The organism is Enterobacter sp. fkY84-1, assembly GCF_052974705.1.
Window position 1 is genome coordinate 2,334,584 of the sequence record NZ_CP169393.1, and the last position, 17,573, is coordinate 2,352,156.

15 protein-coding genes are annotated in these 17,573 nt (G+C 57.9%); 4 read left to right on the forward strand and 11 right to left on the reverse strand.

What is annotated here, in order from left to right; genetic code table 11:
• Position 1: 1 nt before the first annotated feature.
• Positions 2 to 1,387 carry an efflux transporter outer membrane subunit gene (locus ACEPLT_RS11165; protein ID WP_232927772.1) on the reverse strand — a complete coding sequence of 462 codons (1,386 nt, stop codon included), beginning with the start codon at positions 1,385 to 1,387 and terminating at the stop codon, positions 2 to 4.
• 162 nt (positions 1,388 to 1,549) lie between these two features.
• Here ACEPLT_RS11165 and ACEPLT_RS11170 point away from each other — a divergent pair, with 162 nt between their 5' ends.
• Both ACEPLT_RS11170 and ACEPLT_RS11175 read left to right on the forward strand, forming a co-directional pair.
• Complete coding sequence (locus ACEPLT_RS11170) at positions 1,550 to 2,233, forward strand: copper/silver response regulator transcription factor (RefSeq protein WP_008503517.1); 684 nt, start codon at positions 1,550 to 1,552, stop codon at positions 2,231 to 2,233.
• Entirely contained in the window at positions 2,223 to 3,677 is a 1,455-nt protein-coding gene (locus ACEPLT_RS11175) for a Cu(+)/Ag(+) sensor histidine kinase (RefSeq protein ID WP_232927770.1), read from the forward strand. The genes ACEPLT_RS11170 and ACEPLT_RS11175 overlap by 11 nt, the downstream gene beginning before the upstream one ends.
• Before the next feature lie 3 nt (positions 3,678 to 3,680).
• Here the strand turns inward: ACEPLT_RS11175 and ACEPLT_RS11180 are convergent, their stop codons facing one another.
• Positions 3,681 to 4,586 carry a LysR family transcriptional regulator gene (locus tag ACEPLT_RS11180; protein WP_232927768.1) on the reverse strand — a complete coding sequence of 302 codons (906 nt, stop codon included), beginning with the start codon at positions 4,584 to 4,586 and terminating at the stop codon, positions 3,681 to 3,683.
• Positions 4,587 to 4,703: 117 nt separating this feature from the next.
• Between ACEPLT_RS11180 and ACEPLT_RS11185 the strand changes: the two genes are divergently transcribed.
• Positions 4,704 to 6,107 carry an MFS transporter gene (locus tag ACEPLT_RS11185; protein WP_232927767.1) on the forward strand — a complete coding sequence of 468 codons (1,404 nt, stop codon included), beginning with the start codon at positions 4,704 to 4,706 and terminating at the stop codon, positions 6,105 to 6,107.
• Positions 6,108 to 6,145: 38 nt separating this feature from the next.
• Here the strand turns inward: ACEPLT_RS11185 and ACEPLT_RS11190 are convergent, their stop codons facing one another.
• The 6 genes from ACEPLT_RS11190 to ACEPLT_RS11215 all read right to left on the reverse strand — a co-directional run bounded on the left by ACEPLT_RS11190 (position 6,146) and on the right by ACEPLT_RS11215 (position 10,396).
• The gene (locus ACEPLT_RS11190) at positions 6,146 to 6,631 is read right to left on the reverse strand and encodes an Hcp family type VI secretion system effector (protein WP_045354100.1); all 486 of its coding nucleotides are present in this window, start codon (positions 6,629 to 6,631) and stop codon (positions 6,146 to 6,148) included.
• Positions 6,632 to 6,652: 21 nt separating this feature from the next.
• Positions 6,653 to 7,087 carry a hypothetical protein gene (locus ACEPLT_RS11195; RefSeq protein ID WP_032623151.1) on the reverse strand — a complete coding sequence of 145 codons (435 nt, stop codon included), beginning with the start codon at positions 7,085 to 7,087 and terminating at the stop codon, positions 6,653 to 6,655.
• Positions 7,065 to 7,610, reverse strand: a complete 546-nt coding sequence (locus ACEPLT_RS11200; protein WP_232927765.1) for a polymorphic toxin type 44 domain-containing protein — start codon at positions 7,608 to 7,610, stop codon at positions 7,065 to 7,067. Before ACEPLT_RS11200 ends, ACEPLT_RS11195 begins: the two co-directional genes overlap by 23 nt.
• Before the next feature lie 75 nt (positions 7,611 to 7,685).
• Positions 7,686 to 8,681 carry a DUF2891 domain-containing protein gene (locus ACEPLT_RS11205; RefSeq protein ID WP_248214472.1) on the reverse strand — a complete coding sequence of 332 codons (996 nt, stop codon included), beginning with the start codon at positions 8,679 to 8,681 and terminating at the stop codon, positions 7,686 to 7,688.
• 9 nt (positions 8,682 to 8,690) lie between these two features.
• Entirely contained in the window at positions 8,691 to 9,677 is a 987-nt protein-coding gene (locus tag ACEPLT_RS11210; RefSeq protein ID WP_021240144.1) for a DUF979 domain-containing protein, read from the reverse strand.
• Complete coding sequence (locus ACEPLT_RS11215) at positions 9,674 to 10,396, reverse strand: DUF969 domain-containing protein (RefSeq protein ID WP_032674813.1); 723 nt, start codon at positions 10,394 to 10,396, stop codon at positions 9,674 to 9,676. The genes ACEPLT_RS11210 and ACEPLT_RS11215 overlap by 4 nt, the downstream gene beginning before the upstream one ends.
• A gap of 200 nt (positions 10,397 to 10,596) precedes the next feature.
• Here ACEPLT_RS11215 and ACEPLT_RS11220 point away from each other — a divergent pair, with 200 nt between their 5' ends.
• Positions 10,597 to 11,142 (forward strand): winged helix DNA-binding protein, encoded by a 546-nt coding sequence (locus ACEPLT_RS11220; RefSeq protein ID WP_021240146.1) that lies wholly within the window; start codon positions 10,597 to 10,599, stop codon positions 11,140 to 11,142.
• Here ACEPLT_RS11220 and glgX read toward each other — a convergent pair whose 3' ends face one another.
• Genes glgX through treZ form a run of 3 tightly spaced genes read right to left on the reverse strand, consistent with a single transcriptional unit; the run spans position 11,143 to position 17,486 of the window.
• Positions 11,143 to 13,218: a glycogen debranching protein GlgX gene (gene glgX, locus ACEPLT_RS11225; protein WP_025911082.1), complete on the reverse strand. Its 2,076-nt coding sequence runs from the start codon at positions 13,216 to 13,218 to the stop codon at positions 11,143 to 11,145. It abuts the gene before it with no gap.
• Positions 13,219 to 13,233: 15 nt separating this feature from the next.
• Positions 13,234 to 15,702, reverse strand: a complete 2,469-nt coding sequence (treY, locus tag ACEPLT_RS11230) for a malto-oligosyltrehalose synthase (RefSeq protein WP_232927761.1) — start codon at positions 15,700 to 15,702, stop codon at positions 13,234 to 13,236.
• Entirely contained in the window at positions 15,699 to 17,486 is a 1,788-nt protein-coding gene (gene treZ, locus ACEPLT_RS11235; protein WP_032674815.1) for a malto-oligosyltrehalose trehalohydrolase, read from the reverse strand. Before treZ ends, treY begins: the two co-directional genes overlap by 4 nt.
• Positions 17,487 to 17,573: the final 87 nt, after the last annotated feature.

Genomic DNA, 17,573 nt, shown 5'->3' on the forward strand with positions numbered 1-17,573 from the left:
GTTATTCGGCCCAACCGCCGCCCAGCGCGGTGAAGAGGTTAATTTCATTAACCTGCCGGGCATAAATAAGGTCGAGAATATTTTGCTGCGTGGAAAACAGCGACCGTTCCGCGTCTAATACTTCGATATAGCTCACCGCGCCGCTGGTATATAATCCTCTGGCCCGCTGCAGGGTAATGTTTAGCGAATCAAGATACCGTTCTTGCGCAGCAAGCTGCTGGTTGAGGCTGTCCCGCAGCGCGAGCGCGTCGGCAACCTGCCTGAAGGCAGCCTGTATTTTTTGTTCGTAATTCACAACCGACTGCTGCTGACGAATTTCAGCCAGCTTCAGGTTGGCCTTATTCCTGCCCGCATTAAAAATCGGAAGCTCAATTTTGGGGATGAAATTCCACATCCCACTGCCCGCGGTAAACAGGCTGGATAATTCCGTACTGCCTGTTGAAAGCCCGCTGGTCAGGGAAATAGACGGGAAAAAAGCGGCACGTGCGGCGCCGATATTCGCATCGGCCGCGTTAAGCTGATACTCCGCCTCCATAATATCCGGGCGCTGCAGCAGTATCGCTGAAGAAAGATGGGGCGGGAGTTTTACCGGCGCAACATCGCGGGCGTTCATTCCGCTGTCGCCCGGCAATCCGCGATAGGTGCCGAGGAGCAACTGCAGAGCATTGTTGGCCTGCGCCAGCTCCCCCTCTCGTTTGGCAATCTCTGCCTGCGTGCTTTCGATCTGTCCCCGGGCCTGTTCCAGCGCCAGCACGTTGGTGCTCCCCGTCGCCAGCTGTTGCTCAACGAACGCATAAGACTGCCGGTAATTTTTCAGCGTTTCCCGCGCGATGCGCAGCTGTTTATACGCCAGCTGCTGGTTGAAATAGCTCTGCGACACGTTAGAGACAAGCAGAATATGCACTGCGCGACGGGCCTCTTCGCTGGCGAAATAGTTTTGACGGTCGGCCTCGCTCAGGTTCTTCAGCTTGCCGAAAAAGTCGAGTTCGTAGCTAAGCGCAAGACCGGCGTCGTACTGCCGTGAGGTCGGGTTGTCACTTTTTAGCCCACCGCTGTACGTGATACCCGCGGATCCATTCAACTGCGGATAACGATCCGCCTCCGTCACGTTGAACTGCGCCCGGGCCTCTTCAATCTTCAGGGCGGCCATTTTGATATCGCGGTTGTTTTTCAGGGCTTCTGTAATCAATCCAGCTACCTGAGGGTCGACGAAGAAGTTGCGCCAGCCGGTGTCCTGATACCCGGCCGCTGCGGGCGTAAGGCCGTTGCGCGAGAGCGAAAACTGCCGGGGTACCGGTGATGCCGGGCGCGGGTAGTCAGGCGCCAGCGAGACGCAGCCTGCCAGGATAAATACCGTAGTGATGCTGAGTCGTTTTAACAGGAACATAGCGGTTCAAATCAAGTCCAGAGGATTTTTAGGGCTACTCTACTGAACGCATCCTGTTTGACCGGTGACAGGATAATGACAATGTTGTCATTTATGGCGTAAGTCATTGTTAACGATCGCGGGCTCACTACAATGTCATCAGCAGCCAATCTGGGGAGCAAGATGAAAATACTGATCGTTGAAGACGAAATGAAAACCGGGGAATACCTCAGCAAAGGGCTGACGGAAGCGGGGTTTGTCGTGGACCATGCGGATAATGGCCTCACCGGGTACCACCTCGCCATGACCGCGGAATATGACCTGCTGATTCTGGATATCATGCTGCCCGACGTGAACGGCTGGGATATTGTCCGCATGCTTCGCTCTGCCGGTAAAGGGATGCCCATACTGCTTCTGACGGCTCTCGGTACGATAGAGCACCGGGTTAAAGGGCTTGAGCTGGGCGCGGATGATTATCTGATTAAGCCTTTCGCCTTTGCGGAACTGCTCGCCCGGGTCAGGACGCTGCTAAGACGCGGAAATACGGTGATCGCGGAAAGCCAGCTTCAGGCGGCTGACCTGACGGTTGACCTTGTGTCGAGGAAGGTCAGCCGGGCGGGCAATCGCATCCTGTTAACCAGCAAGGAGTTCAGCCTGCTGGAGTTTTTCATGCGTCATCAGGGCGAGGTGCTGCCCCGCTCCCTGATTGCTTCCCAGGTGTGGGATATGAACTTTGACAGCGACACGAACGCAATAGATGTGGCGGTAAAGCGCCTGCGCGCAAAGATCGATAACGATTTTGAACCCAAGCTGATCCAGACGGTACGCGGCGTAGGCTATATGCTGGAGGTGCCGGATGCCCGTTAGGCCCCTCCGACGCCCGTTCTCGCTTGCGCTGCGGCTGACCTTTTTTATCAGCCTCTCCACCATACTGGCCTTCTTCGCCTTTACCTGGTTTATGCTGCACTCCGTTGAGAAGCACTTTGCCGAGCAGGATATCAGCGACTTACAGCAGATTAGCAGCGCAATGCATCGCATCCTCCAGTCTCCGGCCGATCCCGACCAAAAGAAAATCAGCAAGCTCAAAGAGTCGGTCGCCAGCTACCGCAACGTGGCCGTCCTGCTTCTGGATCCGCAGGGCAATACCCTGTTCAGCTCGGCGCAAGGCACGGCATTGCGCCCGGCGATGAACACAGCGAACTTTAGCAAACACCGTCAGGCACAGGATGTGTTTCTCTGGACGGTAGAAGACCCGGTCAACCCTATGCATGCCGGGTCCGACATGAAAATGGAAACGTACCGGATTATCGCCTCTTCAGGCAGGACAACGCTGCAGGGCAAAACCCAGGACTACGTCATGCTGATCGGGCTCTCAATTAATTTTCATCTCCACTACCTTGAGGCGCTGAAGAAGAATCTTTTTGCCATTGCCGCGGCAATCAGCCTGCTGATTGTGTTGGTGATTCGTATCGCGGTGCGTCAGGGACACTTGCCCCTGCGTAACGTCAGCACCGCCATTAAAAATATCACCTCCGAAAATCTGGATGCGCGACTGGAGCCGTCCCGCGTGCCCGTTGAGCTGGAACAGCTGGTGATCTCCTTCAACCATATGATTGGGAAAATTGAAGATGTCTTTACCCGACAGGCGAATTTTTCCGCCGACATCGCCCACGAAATCAGGACGCCCATCACCAACCTGGTGACGCAAACGGAAATCGCGTTAAGTCAGAACCGCTCCCAGAAAGAGCTGGAAGATGTCCTCTACTCCAGCCTGGAAGAGTACAACCGGATGACCCGCATGGTCAGCGACATGCTGTTCCTGGCGCAGGCGGATAATAATCAGCTCATCCCGGATCGGGTGATGTTTGATTTACGCGCCGAGGTGATGAAAGTCTTCGATTTCTTCGAAGCCTGGGCGGAAGAACGCCACGTCTCGCTGAAATTTAACGGGATGCCCTGCCTGATAGAAGGCGATCCGCAGATGTTCAGAAGAGCAATCAATAATCTGCTCTCCAACGCCCTGCGCTATACGCCGGAAGGGAAAACGGTAACGGTCTCCATCAGAAAACGGGATAACGACGTTGAGCTGGTAACAGAAAACCCCGGCACGCCGATCCCACAGGCGCATCTGCCAAAGCTATTTGACCGTTTTTATCGCGTCGATCCGTCCAGGCAGCGTAAGGGCGAAGGCAGCGGGATTGGGCTTGCCATCGTGAAGTCCATCGTCACCGCGCACCACGGAAAAGTCCGCGTGGAATCGGATGCGGTGTCGACGCGCTTCATCCTCACGGTGCAGGGGAAAGTGCTCTGAGCGTCAGCAAACCGCGCGGCACACTTCAAGGACCTTTTCCCTGAGCCAGCGATGCGCCGGATCCCGCTCCATGCGCGGATGCCACATCTGGGATACCGTAATAGTGCGGGTCTTAAAGGGCAGTTCAAAGACGTGCACGCGCTCGGTCATTGCCTGATTGAGCAGGTACAACGCCGGTACCATAGCAATCAGGTCGGAGGCCAGCGCTACGGATAACGCCGTCGGGAATCCAGGCACCACGCTGGCGATCTTTCGTTTCATCCCCCGCTCCGCCAGCGCGTCGTCCACAGACCCGTGTAACGCCCCATCAGGCGACGCCACCACATGGCCCCAGCCAACATAATCGTCAAGGCTGACCTCAGGCTGTGAAGACAGCGGATGTCCCTTGCGCACCGTGCCAACAAACCGATCCTGAAAGAGCCTTTGCAGCCGTATTTCAGGCCCCATGTTGCTCTGCACGCCGATCTCCAGGTCGACAAGCCCCTCCCGTAAATAGCGCGACGTTTTTTCAGGTTTGGGAGCGAAGCGGATGCAGACCCCGGGCGCAACGCTCGCCACCGCGGCTATGAGCATAGGTCCAAACGCCACCACAAAACCGTCGTTGGCCCGAATAGTGAACAGCCGCTCAAGGCTTTCCACCTTCAGCGTGTCGGTGGAGGGCTGCAGCACCGCCCTCGCCTCATGCACGGCGCTTCTGGCGCGATCCCGGGTGGCTTCGGCCCAGGGCGTCAGCACCATATGACGTCCGGCCCGCACCAGAATAGGATCGCCGGTTACCTCCCGCAGCCGGCTCAGGGTACGGCTCATGGCGGAGGGGCTCAGGTTTAAACGTCGCGCCGCGCCCGCCACGCTGGCTTCGGCCAGCAAAACGTCGAGCGCAACCAGAAGGTTAAAGTCAGGATCGGACACGATGGCTCCTCAGATAAGGCGTTATATGCAACGATTAAGTGCAAATGCTGCGTCTTCCGCCCTGTATAGCGCATGATTATAGTTTCGTCATCACTATTCTTATCCGGAGTAACGACGATGATGCTATTTACCAACCAGCCCGGCGATGAAGGTTTACCCGGGCATGAACGCGCCCGGGTCCTGGCCGCCGTCATGACCACCACGCTGATGGGCGTCTTTGACGGCACCATGATCAACATCGCGCTCCCCTCCATGGCTAGAGCGATGCAGGTCCCCGCGAACATTGCGGTCTGGTTCGCTAACGGTTATCTGCTGTCAGCGGCGATGACGCTGGCTATTTTCGCCGCGCTGGCGGCACGCGTGGGCTATCGCCCGGTCTTTCTGAGCGGGCTTGCCACCTTTACGCTCACCTCGCTCGGCTGCGCGCTGGCAACAACGCCGGAAATGTTAACCGGGATGCGAATTCTGCAGGGCATCGGCGGGGCGGCGACCCTGAGTATTGCTCCGGCGATCCTGCGGTCCGTTTTTCCGGGCCGACTGCTGGGCCGTATTCTGGGGCTGCACGCCCTGCTTATCGCCTCCAGCACGGCGATTGCCCCGGTACTCGGTGGAACAATACTGGACGCCCTGAGCTGGCAATGGCTGTTCGCCATTAACCTTATTCCGGGCAGCATCGCCCTGCTGCTGGCGTGGCGGGCCTTGCCGCGGGAATCGGTTGCTGACAGACCGCCCTTTGATGCACCGGGCGCCGTGCTCTCCGCCGTCCTGTTAGGTTCCGCGATCATGCTGGCCGACAGCCTTCAGCACGTGACGCAACACATTAGTCTGCAGGCCGTCTGCTGGAGCGTTCTCGCGCTGGTCAGTGCCCTCGCCTTTACCTGGCGGATTTGGCGCGCGCAATATCCTTTACTGCCGCCGGTGATGTTCAGAAACGGGCGCTTCACCCTCGCCGCGCTGACCTCGTTGGCCTCGTTTGTGAGCCAGGGGATCACGTTTGTCGCGCTGCCGTTCCTGTTTCAGAGCGTGTATGGCTACAGCCCGGTGGTGTCGGCGCTGCTGTTTACCCCATGGCCGATTGGCATCGTGCTGATCGCGCCGCACGCGGGTCGCTGGGCGGATACGATCTCCGCGCCGCTCATCTCGACCCTCGGGCTGATGGTCTTTGTCGGAGGGTTGGTCCTGCTGGCCACGTTGCCGGAGAATCCTTCCGTGTGGAATATCTGTCTGCGCAGTCTGGTATGCGGTATTGGATTTGGCTGCTTCCAGAGTCCCAATAACCGGGAAATGCTCGCTAACGTGGCGCGGGAACATGCCAGCTATGCCTCCGGCGTGTTGTCGATCGTCAGAACATTCGGCCAGTGTCTCGGCGCCGCCGTGGTGGGCGTTCTGCTGGGAGCGGCGTCAGGATGGGGCCATCAACATGCTATCCAGGTTGCACTGTGGTTAGCCGTCATCGCCTCGACGGGTTCGGTGGTATTTAGCCTGAGCAGGCTGCGCCCTGCGGTTCGGGCATCCGCGTAAATTGTTGCAGCGCCTCTCGGCGCTGCTCGTTTTTACGCCTACGCTGCAGGGCGTTCGTTCCACGCATCAGTGTACTGAATATTTCCGTCCAGAATTTTCCATGTGATTTTTGCATATCGCAAAGATACATTTTCCATGTGACCAGTACCGGGACAATCTCTTGTATCATGCATTATTGGAGTTATTGAAATGACCTTCACCCCTTCCATAAGGATATTGAAGTATTCCACTTCCTGACCAGCATCATTGATGTGGTAGAACTTTAATTCAGCACTATGAAGCGTTTGACCTGTAGCCACAGCTTTGTATAGATAGGGTGAAGATGAATCAATTGCTTTTGTTAGACTGAAAGCAGAGTGTTGCCTTGTACCTGTAAGTTTACCCGTTGCATCATCTGTTGGAATGCTCAGGTTATGAATCAGATCTCTGAGCTCTATACTTCCTTCACGGTCTGCAACATCAGAACCGCCACGGATCATTGCTCCGCCATCGTCTTTCAAAAAGAGGTGTACTGGTACAGCCATTTCTATAACTCCTTATGTTAATTAATCTCTTATTCCATTGGCTATGAGGTTAATTACAGGCATGATCGCTACACCATCTGCATAGAACAGATCAGAATTAGTGAATGAATAAACCTTGCCGGTGATTTTTACATTTACCGTGTTCCCATAAGCCGAAGCAGTAACATTGCTTGTATTGGCTTCAAGGAATGGTGATCGATCTTCAAGGGCTTTCATAATGTTCCCGCTGTTGTCTTTATCTAAATAGAAGCGGTAAACATCCGACACCGTAGCGCCTCCATCATCATACTTAGTTATGTACAGTGTGACGGAATCAGAGAGTTTCTGTTTGCTGACAAAACTATCGTGAGAAGGTGCGTTAAAAGAGTATTGATATGTCAGAAACCCACAAACAACGAGCAATAGAATCGTTGTGAGTAAGCAATGAAGCCGTTTAATAACCGTATTTCTTTGCATATTCTATACCTTGCCTTATCCAAAACTGATCGTGAGGATCATCCCCATAAGGCGGTTTTTGATACCAGTGCCCCCATTTCTTTTTGGAGGTTTTAGCTCTTTCCTGCGCCCATCCAGCACCCATCAATAGCGTTTCTGAGGGTATCCCGGCAGCATAGCCAGCCGAACCATAATTGAAGTTCCCAAAATTTGCTAACTCCGGGTGTCCTTGCTTGTAATCCCACGGCCCCTTATTTCTTACTTTTTGATAAAACCAAAGATAGGTCGTAGGGATAGCCATGTTTCTACTCATACCATGCGCTCTTGCAATCCTCATGTTTGCCAACACAAGTGCGATTCCTTCTTTAGGCAACAAAGGTATAACAGCCATATTAACCATCCATCCACTGTGGGTATGTGGCCGCGTATCGTACACTTTTGCGATGGTAAAAAAGATATCTGTTTCCAGAGAAATGACGAAAAAATATCCGACTAAGGTATTAATCGCATTAAAAATCAAAGAAATGTAGGCTGCGCCCGGCAAGGCCTCCAGGCAAGCGTTGCACAATGTAGGCCGGGTAAGCGCAGCGCCACCCGGCAAGAAAGACGGCGCGTTTGTTTACTCCAGCGCCAGCAGCGCAAAGCTCGCCAGCCAGTGCCCGCCGCTGTAGTGGCTGCCAACCACATGCTCGACGCTGGCGGCCAGATGTTTCGTCACCGCCTCGCGCAATGCCGGTTGCGCCGGGTGGCTGGCAGGAAGCGCTTTCGCTATGTGCTTCATACACCATGCGCGGCTAAGGTTTAACCCGTCCAGATGGGCAATTTTCGGGTCGGTACGATCGCTCACTTCCGCCGGGTTCATGAGTGTCGTAACGGCGCCCACCTCCGGCAGAAACGCGTCAAACCAGGCCGGGAAGCCCTCCGACACCTTGCTCATCAGCAGTGCCTCCGTCAGCGCGCCGGAAATATACTCGTCTCCGCCGGGCTCATAATGAGCCGGATAGCGCGTGTCGGCGAGATAAAACCGCTCAGCCGCCGCCAGAATTGCCTGCTCAAGCGCCTTGTCGCCCACTGCGCGACCATAATCCAGCGCCAGCGCGAGGGCAAACGCGGTGTTGTAGTGCGTCCCGACGCGGATCGGATAGGTGAGCTTGCCGAGGTAATCCACCAGCCGGTTGCGAATGTCCTGGGTGAGCGGCTCCAGCGTCTGGTACCAGCCTGCGGCCTGCGGCAGCGACGACTGTTTCAGCTCCTGGGCCAGCGCCAGCAGCCAGCCGTAGCCATACGGCCGCTCAAACGAGGCGCGGAACGGCGCGGTAAAATAGGCCAGCTCCTTCGCCACGTTCTCTTCGGTCAGGTGCTCGTCAAAAAGCGCGACGATCGCGTCCCGGCACGGTAATTCTGGATAGAGGCGCACGCAGCGCAGCAGCAGCCAGTAACCGTGCACCGCCGAGTGCCAGTCAAAACAGCCGTAGAAAATGGGATGCAGCTCGCGCGGCGGCAGCACGTCACCATCATCATTCAGCAGGTGCATGATGTGGTTCGGGTATTCCTGGCGCAAATAGGTCAAAGGCATGCGGGCAAACGCGTCGGCCTGATGTTGCGTTAATTCCATGACAGCTCCTTAGCGAAACACGAGGAAATACATTAAGAACACGTTCACCACCAGCAGGGTTAACGCGGTCGGGATCTGTATCTTGATCACCTGATATTTGTCTTTCAGCTCCAGCAGCGCGGCGGGAACGATATTGAAGTTCGCGGCCATCGGCGTCATCAGCGTGCCGCAGTAGCCTGCGTACATGCCAATCGCCAGCAGCGGCGCCGGGTTGCCGTGATGCACGTTGATCAGAAACGGCAAGGCGATCCCCGCGCTCAGCACTGGGAAGGCCGCAAAGGCGTTACCCATAATCATGGTAAACAGCGCCATACCCACGCAATAAATCACCACCAGCATGAAGCGGTTATCCGGGTTCACAAACAGGCTCACCACCTTCTGCACCGAGTCACCCGTGTTGGCCACCACGAACACGCCGCCAAGCATGGCCAGCATCTGCGGCAGGATCACCGCCCAGCCGATGGTATCGACAAGACGACGAGACTGACGAACGGCATGGAGCGGCGTGCCTTTGGTCAGCCACCAGCCGGTGAGGATCGCCGCGACGCAGGCCACGCACAGCGCCGCCAGGGTGAGCTGTTTCTGATCGAGCAGAAACACGCCGCCGACCGAAACGCCCTTCAGGAATAACGTGCCCAGCACCGTCACCACCGGGATCATCAGCGCCGGCAGGAACAGCCAGTTTTTAAGCCGGTTTGACGACGCGACGCGCTCCTCCTCGGTGGACATTTTATAGTGCCCTTTCCCGACGAGACCAAAACCCGCCAGCAGCGCGATAACGATAACGCCGCCGCCAATGATCCGGTACGCCAGCGATTTCCCCAGCTCCTGAACCATCAGATCGCCAAACAGGAAGATCCCGCCAAACAAGAACCAGAACAGCGCGGTAGTAAAGCGCTTCGGGTTGGCGCGATCGCGCAGGGTCATGACAACCAGCAGCATTACGACAAAGCCGATCAGGTAGTACACGCGGTTAATGGTGATAAGCGTCATCATTGCGCGGCCTCCTGCGTACCCTGCTCTGCCCACCAGGCCATCACGTCGCGACGGATGCTCGCATCGAGGCGTAGCAGGCGCGTCATATGAATAATTAATGCCGCAATGGCGGTCGGAATAGCCCACAGGCCAATATGCAGCGGTTCAATGCCAGGAATACCGTTCTCTTTCAGGAACGCGTCGATCAGCAGCACCGCCCCGAAGGCAATAAAGATATCTTCCCCAAAGAAGACCGCGATGTTGTCGCACGCGGCGGCGTGGGCTTTGATTTTGTCGCGGATGTGCTGCGGCAGCTCGCCATATTCGTTCAGCGCCGCCCCTTCGGCCATCGGCGCCAGCAGTGGGCGCACCGTCTGCGCATGGCCGCCCAGCGACATCAGTCCCAGCGCGGCGGTGCCTTCACGGGCGACAAAGTAAAGCATCAGAATACGCGCCGAGGTGGCGCTGGCGATCTTCGCCACCCAGGCCTGGGCGCGCTCCTTAAGCCCGTAATATTCCAGTAGACCAATCACGGGCAGGATCAGGATGAAGGTGGCCAGCGATCGGCTATTGACGAACTTCTCGCCAAAGGTCTCCAGCAGCATCCCGAAATCCATGCCGACCAGCAGACCCGTCGCCAGCCCCGCCACCACGACCACCAGCAGCGGGTTGAAGCGCAGTGCAAAACCAATAACCACGATCGGTATCCCGATCAGCGGCAGCAGCGTAGTACCGTCCATAACGTTTACCCTATCGAAAGTGAGCGTTGCGCGCCGACGGCTATTTTTTTAATTTGCGGCGAGCGATGTTGTGTTTTGTTGGCAGGCTTCGCAAAACCTGCGCTAAAAAGCTATATCTGAACCTCAAAAACATGTAAACAAATTATCAATAAAATGTTCTTATTTTATCGATGAGTTTACATTTCTGGCTAAGGAACGTTATGACCTCAGAAAAGAGTGCTTCACCCGATCGCGACGATATCAACGAGGGCCGGATCGTCTCTTCCCGCCATCTGGTATCCGAGCGCTGCGCGGAGTTATCAGAGCTGGAATATGCGCTGATCATGACCGGCAACGCCTTTAACAAATGGATGGTGCGCTGCATGACGGCTGCCGGCGAGCCCGATATGGGCGCCTTTGACGTTTCGCTGCTGCATCACGTGAACCACCGCGACCGCAAGAAAAAGCTGGCCGATATCTGCTTCGTCCTCAACGTGGAAGACACCCACGTGGTGACCTATGCGCTGAAAAAGCTGGTCAAAGCAGGCTACGTGACGAGCGAGAAAGCGGGGAAAGAGCTCTTTTTCTCTACAACGGAGGAAGGGAAAGCGCTGTGCATGAAATACCGGGACGTGCGGGAGGCGTGTCTGATAGCGATCCACGCGGAGAGCGGCATTGCCGGGAAGTCGATTGGCGAGACCGCGCAGCTGTTACGCACGATCTCCTCCCTGTATGACACCGCCGCACGGGCGGCGGCGTCACTGTAACTAAGGACGGCGGAACAGCGTAATGCTCCGTCCGGCCAGCGCGTACTCAACGGTTTCGGTGATCGCTGTCCCGGTGGCGGCATCATCCGCCGTAGACAGCTCCAGCACCCATCCCCCTTCGCCAAACTGCGGGATCTGGAACGGCACGGTGCCTTCAAACGGATTGAACAGCATCAGCACGTCGTGCCAGATGCCGTCCTCCTGCTGAAGATCCGGCCTGCTGATGGAGACCCCGAGCGTTGAGCCTTCATCCCACTGCTCGGCCTGCTGCGGACCGCCTCCGGCATTGAACCAGCGGATCTCGAGCCCGTCGCGCCAGCTTTCACGGCGCAGCAGCGGCTGTTGCGCGCGAAGGGCAATGAGACGACGGGTAAACTCGCGCAGCGCGGCATCGTTTTCGGAGAGCCCCTTCCAGTCGATCCACGAGATCTCACTGTCCTGGCAGTAGCCGTTATTGTTCCCCTTCTGCGTGCGGCCAAACTCGTCCCCCGCCAGCAGCATCGGCGTGCCGTGGGAAAACAGCAGCGTGGTCAGGAAATTACGCTTTTGCCGCTCCCGGGTAGCGATGATGTCCGGGTTCTCGGTTGGCCCTTCCTCGCCGTAGTTGTACGAGCGGTTATCGTTATGCCCGTCGTTATTGTCCTCGCCGTTGTCGGCGTTGTGCTTCTCGTTGTAAGACACCAGGTCATTCAGCGTAAAGCCGTCGTGGGCGGTGATAAAGTTGACGCTGGCCCACGGGCGACGCCCACGCAGATCGTACAGATCGCCGGAGCCGAGAAGCCGCGCGGCAAAGTCCGTGGAGACGTTGTCCCCCTTCCAGTACTCGCGAACGGTGTCGCGGTATTTGTCGTTCCACTCCCCCCAGCCCGGCGGGAATCCGCCCACCTGATAGCCGCCGGGGCCAATATCCCAGGGTTCACCAATCAGCTTCAGTCGGGATAAGACCGGATCCTGGGTCATGGCGTCGAAGAAACCGCCGCGCGGGTCAAATCCTTCGGGCTCGCGGCCCAGGATTGTGCCGAGGTCGAAACGAAAACCGTCTATGTGCATTGATTCCGCCCAGTAGCGCAGGGAATCCATCACCATCTGCAACACGCGCGGGTGCGAGGTATTCACTGTATTCCCGGTACCGGTGTCGTTGATGTAGTACCGGTGCTGGTCGGGCAGCGTGCGGTAATAGCTGTAGTTATCAATCCCCTTAAACGAGAGCGTCGGGCCAAGCTCGTTCCCTTCCGCCGTGTGGTTGTACACCACGTCCAGAATGACCTCGATGCCCGCGTCATGATAGGCGCGCACCATATCGCGAAAGCCCTGGATCCCCGCCGGGCCGTAGTAGCGCGACGCCGGAGCAAAAAAGCCCAGCGTGTTATAGCCCCAGAAGTTCTTCAGCCCGCGGTCGAGCAGATGCTGGTCGTCCGGGAACCAGTGAACCGGCAGCAGCTCCACCGAGGTAATGCCCAGGCTTTTGATGTAGTCGACCGAGGCTTTGTGCCCCATCCCCTCAAACGTGCCCCGCAGCTCGGGCGGGATGGCCGGGTTCATCTGGGTAAACCCCTTCACGTGGCTCTCATAGACAACGGTATGCGGCCAGGGGACGTTCGGCCGGTTGTTGTCCTGCCAGTCAAAGGCGTTCGGGTCGATAACCCTGCATTTCGGCGTAAACGGCGCGCTGTCGCGGGTATCAAAGCTCAAATCCAGCTCGTCATGCCCCAGCTCATAGCCGAAATGGGCGTCGTTCCAGTCGATGTCACCCACCAGTTCGCGAGCATACGGGTCGATGAGCAGCTTATGCGGGTTAAAGCGATGACCATTTTCCGGGTCGTAGGGGCCGTAGACGCGATAGCCGTACAGCGCGCCCGGCTTCAGGTCAGGCACATAGCCGTGCCAGATCTCATGGGTATACTCCGGCAGCTCCAGCCGGGCGATTTCCGTTTTCCCGGACGGGTCAAACAGACAGAGCTCCACTCGTTCAGCGTGCGCGGAGAACAGCGCGAAGTTAACGCCCTTCCCGTCATAATTCGCCCCCAACTGCTGGCCATGACCGGCCCGAATTTCAAACGTTGTATCCTTTGCCATTTTCGTTCTCCACGATTATTCGCAGGTAAGCAGAATCAGTACACATCCCTTTTCTGACGTTAAATCCAGCGTCTTTTGCAGAATGCGGCTCTCACCGCTGAACAGATCCCGATAGCGCTTCCCGGCCAGTTCGTCGGGTATCGCCACCGTGGTATTGACCCACAGCTGATGATTATCGGTGATGCCAAAAACCAGACGCGGCACGGCGACAATCAGCGCCTCCTCGTCCTTAACGCGCGCATAAACAATCAGGTTCTCCTCCCGCTCGCCGGTGACCTTAAGCGGCAGCCAGTCGCCGTAGCGGAAAAGCGCGTCGTAGTGCGGTCGAAGCCGCAGCAGCGTGGCGGTAACAAACTGTTTGACCCGTCCGTCCCGCCAGCAGGCCGGGTTGTCAAACACCCCGGCATCCGCCGCGCTGAGGTGTTGCACCAGGGCCGGAAAGTCCGGCTCGCGTCGGTTATCCGGGTCGACCAGGCTGAAGTTAAGCGCCTCGCTGCCCTGATAAATATCCGGCACGCCGGGCGCCGTCAGCTTGATCGCCGTCTGGCTGAGGCTGTTCATCAGCCCGGCGCGAATAAAGGGCTGCATCGCCTCGCTGAAATCGTGCAGGAACAGGGTGTTGTCCGGCGAAAGCAGGTGCCGCGCGTAGCTCAACACCACGCTCTCATAGCTCTCGTTGCTGTCGATCCAGTCGGTGCGCTGTTTCGCCTCGCGCAGCGCTTTTTCGAGGAAGCCGAGGAACCGCGTTTCGAGTGCTTTAAGCCCTTCAGCGTCGTCCGGTGACAGCGTGGCGGGCCAGACGCCCGCCAGCGCCTGGTAGATCATCCACGTATCGGCGGCGTTCGGCGCGGTACCGTCATTGAGAAAACGCACCTGGGTCTGGTTCATCTGCCGCCAGCGGGTAAGGTTCTCGCCCCAGCGTTCCGGGGCTTCCGTGAGGGTGTAAAGGCGCGCCCGGGCGTCTTCCCCGCGCTTGGTATCGTGCGTGGAGGTACCCAGCAGCGCGTCGGGCTGACGGGCCAGACGAATGCGCATCTCCTGGTGGAAGCGGGATAAGGAAAACGCGCGCGGGGTCGGGTCGGCCCCCACTTCATTGAGCGCAAGCTCAAGGTTGTGGCGAAAGAACAGCGTGTCTTCAACGGACTTCGCCATCAGCGGCCCGGTCAGCTGCTGGAAGCGGGTCCTGAACAGCGCGACGCTCTCGCGGCAATCTTCCGGCAGGTCGCCGGTAAGAATGCGCACGATCAGGCTGAGCGCGGCTTCAGACGTCTCCACGCTGGCAATCACGCGGTTGAGCAGCGCCACGTCCGGCGGGGTTAACCCCTCGCGAGTGCCGTAGGTGCGGTACACCGGAAACGCAATAAGCAGCTCGCGCAGCGCGTGGCGGATCTCCTCGCGCGGCAGCGCAACCTCATTGCGGCGGGCCAGATCCTCAGCAAGGTTTAGCAGCGTGGTGAATTCACCCTCAAAATTGCGATCGGTCATCAGGCCTTTGGCATCGCGCAGCTCCGCGTGGCGATCGACCGTCACGCCGAGCGTTTCGTCGTGGATTGTCTCCAGGCGCGAGAGGTTATCGTCGTCGACCAGCACCTCCGCCAGCGAGGCGATAAACTCGTAGCCGGTGGTGCCGGATACCGGCCAGTCAGCGGGGAGCTGTTCCCCTTTGGCGAGAATCTTTTCGACCGTGATGTAGCAGTCGGGCCCGACGGCCTGCCGCAGCTTCTGCAAATAACCCAGCGGATCCGCCAGGCCGTCGACATGGTCAATGCGCAGACCATCCACCACGCCCGCGTGGACCAGCTCAAGGATCAGCCGGTGCGTATCGTCGAAGACCGCATCATCTTCAACCCGGATGCCGACCAGCCCGGTGATCTCAAAGAAGCGACGCCAGGAGAGCTGCTTCGGCGCCTCCCGCCAGGACATCAGCCGCCAGCTTTGCGCCTCGTGCAGCTCGGCAATGCTTTTCTCCTCGCTGTACGTGCCCGGGTTAAGCGGATACTCGGCGTCGTAGTAAACCAGCGCGGCCTTTTCCGTGACAGGGTCACGTTTTAGCGTAATGGCTCCCTTCTCCAGCTCCGCCTCAAAGGTATCGCCAAGAAACGGCAGCGTCAGCGGCCTCGACCAGTCAATGTCAAAATAGTGCGCGTAGCGGCTTTGCTGGCCATAGTCAATCACGTCCCGCCACCAGAGGTTTTCCAGCGAGGTGGACATATGGTTAGGGACGATATCCAGAATCAGCCCCATACCGGCCTGCTTAAGCGCCGCGGCCATGCGGTCAAAGCCTTCTCGTCCGCCAATCGCGGGGTCGATTTCATTCGGGTTGGTCACGTCATAGCCGTGGGTAGACCCCGTCGTGGCAGTGAACACGGGCGACGCGTAAAGGTGGCTGATGCCGAGGTCCTTCATATACGGCACCAGCGCCACAACGCGGTCGAAGGTCATGCCGTTACGGAACTGAATACGGTACGTGGCGGAAGGGATCATAACGATGCTTCTCCATCAGCAAAGCGAACGACAATACCGTTCGGGGGTAAAACGTCGTTGAGCTCCGGCCAGGCGAAGCGCGTCTCCCCCGCGAGCGCGGGCATGTCGACGGGCTTCGTTCCAATGTTCAGCGCCAGAGAAAGCGTGCCTGACGGGAAGCGCCAGCTCACCGTCACCATGCCGGGCGCGGTCTTGAGCACATGGCCCTCAACGGCACCGCCCGGATGCAGAAGCGGAACGATATAGCGATGGCGCAGCGTCAACAGATGGCGCGTATAGCGCAGCCACGTTTTGCCCTCGTCGGTGGCGATTTTGTTCCAGTCGAGCTTTGAGCGGATAAACGTGTTCACGTCGTTCGGGTCCGGGACAGTTTCATCGTGCCCGGCATGGCCGGTGAACTCTTTCGCGCGCCCTTCCCGCACCGCCTTTGCCAGTTCGCCGTGAAAGTCGGTGAAGAACAGGAAAGGATGTGTTTCACCAAACTCCTCGCCCATAAACAGCAGCGGGATATGGGGGGAAAGCAGCAGCGCGGCAAGCAGCACCCTCGTTTTATCAGCCCCCGCGAGGGAGATAAGCCGCTCGCCCTGGGCGCGATTGCCGGTCTGATCGTGGTTTTGGATGAAATCGACGAAGAACTGCGGCGGCTGCGTGCGGCACTCCACGCCGCGGGATTCGCCGGTTTGCAGCGAAATCTCGCCCTGGTAGACAAAGCCTTCCGCCAGCGCCCGGGCGAACTTTTTCTCCGGCTCAAAGGCAAAGTCCTGGTAATAGGCGTGCGTCTCACCGGTGGCAAACACGTGGGCAGCGTTGTGAAAATCATCGTTCCACTCGCCGGTAAACAGCGGCGTGTGGCCCTGTTCATCGCGCGGATGCAAAAAAATCACGTTGCGGCTGTCTTCCGTGGTCAGGTGAACGTGCCGGTGCGGGATCGCCTCGCGAATTTTTGCGGCAATCTCCTCGAGAATGTGCGTCCCGGAGCTGTCTTTAATCTGGTCGATGGCATCAAAGCGCAGGCCGTCCAGACGGTACTCCGTCAGCCAGTAGAGCGGTGCGTCGGTGATGTACTGCCTCACCGGCTCGCGCTCGTAAGCGATGCCGTTGCCCCACGGCGTCATTCGATGCTCATCAAAAAACGCGGGCGACAGCAGAGGCAGATAGTTCCCCTCCGGGCCGAAGTGGTTGAGCACGATATCCAGCACCACGGAAAGCCCCAGCCCGTGCGCGGCGTCGATAAACGCGTGGAAATCCTCCGGCGTGCCGTATGCAGAGTGCGGGGCATACAGCAGCACCCCGTCGTACCCCCAGCCGCGGGAACCGCCAAACTGGGAGACGGGCATGACTTCAAGCTGGGTAATCCCCAGCTCCGCCAGATACGGCAGCTTGTCGATCGCCGCCCGGAAGGTGCCCTCCGGGGTAAACGTGCCGATGTGCAGTTCGTAAATGATCGTCTCTTCCCACGGCCGCCCTGCCCAGTCGCGGTTGACCGGCTGGTAACGTCGGGGATCGATCACGACTGAGGGGCCGTTAACGTCACCCTTTTGCGCCCGCGAGGCGGGATCGGGCACCGCCGTGCCGTCCTGAAGAACAAACTGATATTCTGCACCGTGCCTGACGCCGGGGACGTCCGCCTGAAACCAGCCGTCGCCGGTTGCCGTCATCGGCACGTCGGTGGCGGCAAGACGTAGCGTAAGTTCTTTCTGTCCTTCTGCCCAGACGCGAAAACGTACAACGTCATCGGAAATAAACTCAGCACCCCACTGCTTTTGAAATGTCCTGAATTCCATTCATTGTCCTCGAATGACCCACATTTTACGCGGAACGAAGTACAAGCTTAGTTCAGGATTAAAAGTGCGTGAGCTCAGCGGATTTAA

What these genes read in the sequence shown, in the direction of transcription:
- ACEPLT_RS11165 (WP_232927772.1), bottom strand. Translation starts at nt 1,387, where the DNA reads ATGTTCCTGTTAAAACGACTCAGCATCACTACGGTATTTATCCTGGCA.
- ACEPLT_RS11170 (WP_008503517.1), top strand. Translation starts at nt 1,550, where the DNA reads ATGAAAATACTGATCGTTGAAGACGAAATGAAAACCGGGGAATACCTC.
- ACEPLT_RS11175 (WP_232927770.1), top strand. Translation starts at nt 2,223, where the DNA reads ATGCCCGTTAGGCCCCTCCGACGCCCGTTCTCGCTTGCGCTGCGGCTG.
- ACEPLT_RS11185 (WP_232927767.1), top strand. Translation starts at nt 4,704, where the DNA reads ATGATGCTATTTACCAACCAGCCCGGCGATGAAGGTTTACCCGGGCAT.
- ACEPLT_RS11190 (WP_045354100.1), bottom strand. Translation starts at nt 6,631, where the DNA reads ATGGCTGTACCAGTACACCTCTTTTTGAAAGACGATGGCGGAGCAATG.
- ACEPLT_RS11195 (WP_032623151.1), bottom strand. Translation starts at nt 7,087, where the DNA reads ATGCAAAGAAATACGGTTATTAAACGGCTTCATTGCTTACTCACAACG.
- ACEPLT_RS11205 (WP_248214472.1), bottom strand. Translation starts at nt 8,681, where the DNA reads ATGGAATTAACGCAACATCAGGCCGACGCGTTTGCCCGCATGCCTTTG.
- ACEPLT_RS11210 (WP_021240144.1), bottom strand. Translation starts at nt 9,677, where the DNA reads ATGATGACGCTTATCACCATTAACCGCGTGTACTACCTGATCGGCTTT.
- ACEPLT_RS11215 (WP_032674813.1), bottom strand. Translation starts at nt 10,396, where the DNA reads ATGGACGGTACTACGCTGCTGCCGCTGATCGGGATACCGATCGTGGTT.
- ACEPLT_RS11220 (WP_021240146.1), top strand. Translation starts at nt 10,597, where the DNA reads ATGACCTCAGAAAAGAGTGCTTCACCCGATCGCGACGATATCAACGAG.
- glgX (WP_025911082.1), bottom strand. Translation starts at nt 13,218, where the DNA reads ATGGCAAAGGATACAACGTTTGAAATTCGGGCCGGTCATGGCCAGCAG.
- treY (WP_232927761.1), bottom strand. Translation starts at nt 15,702, where the DNA reads ATGATCCCTTCCGCCACGTACCGTATTCAGTTCCGTAACGGCATGACC.
- treZ (WP_032674815.1), bottom strand. Translation starts at nt 17,486, where the DNA reads ATGGAATTCAGGACATTTCAAAAGCAGTGGGGTGCTGAGTTTATTTCC.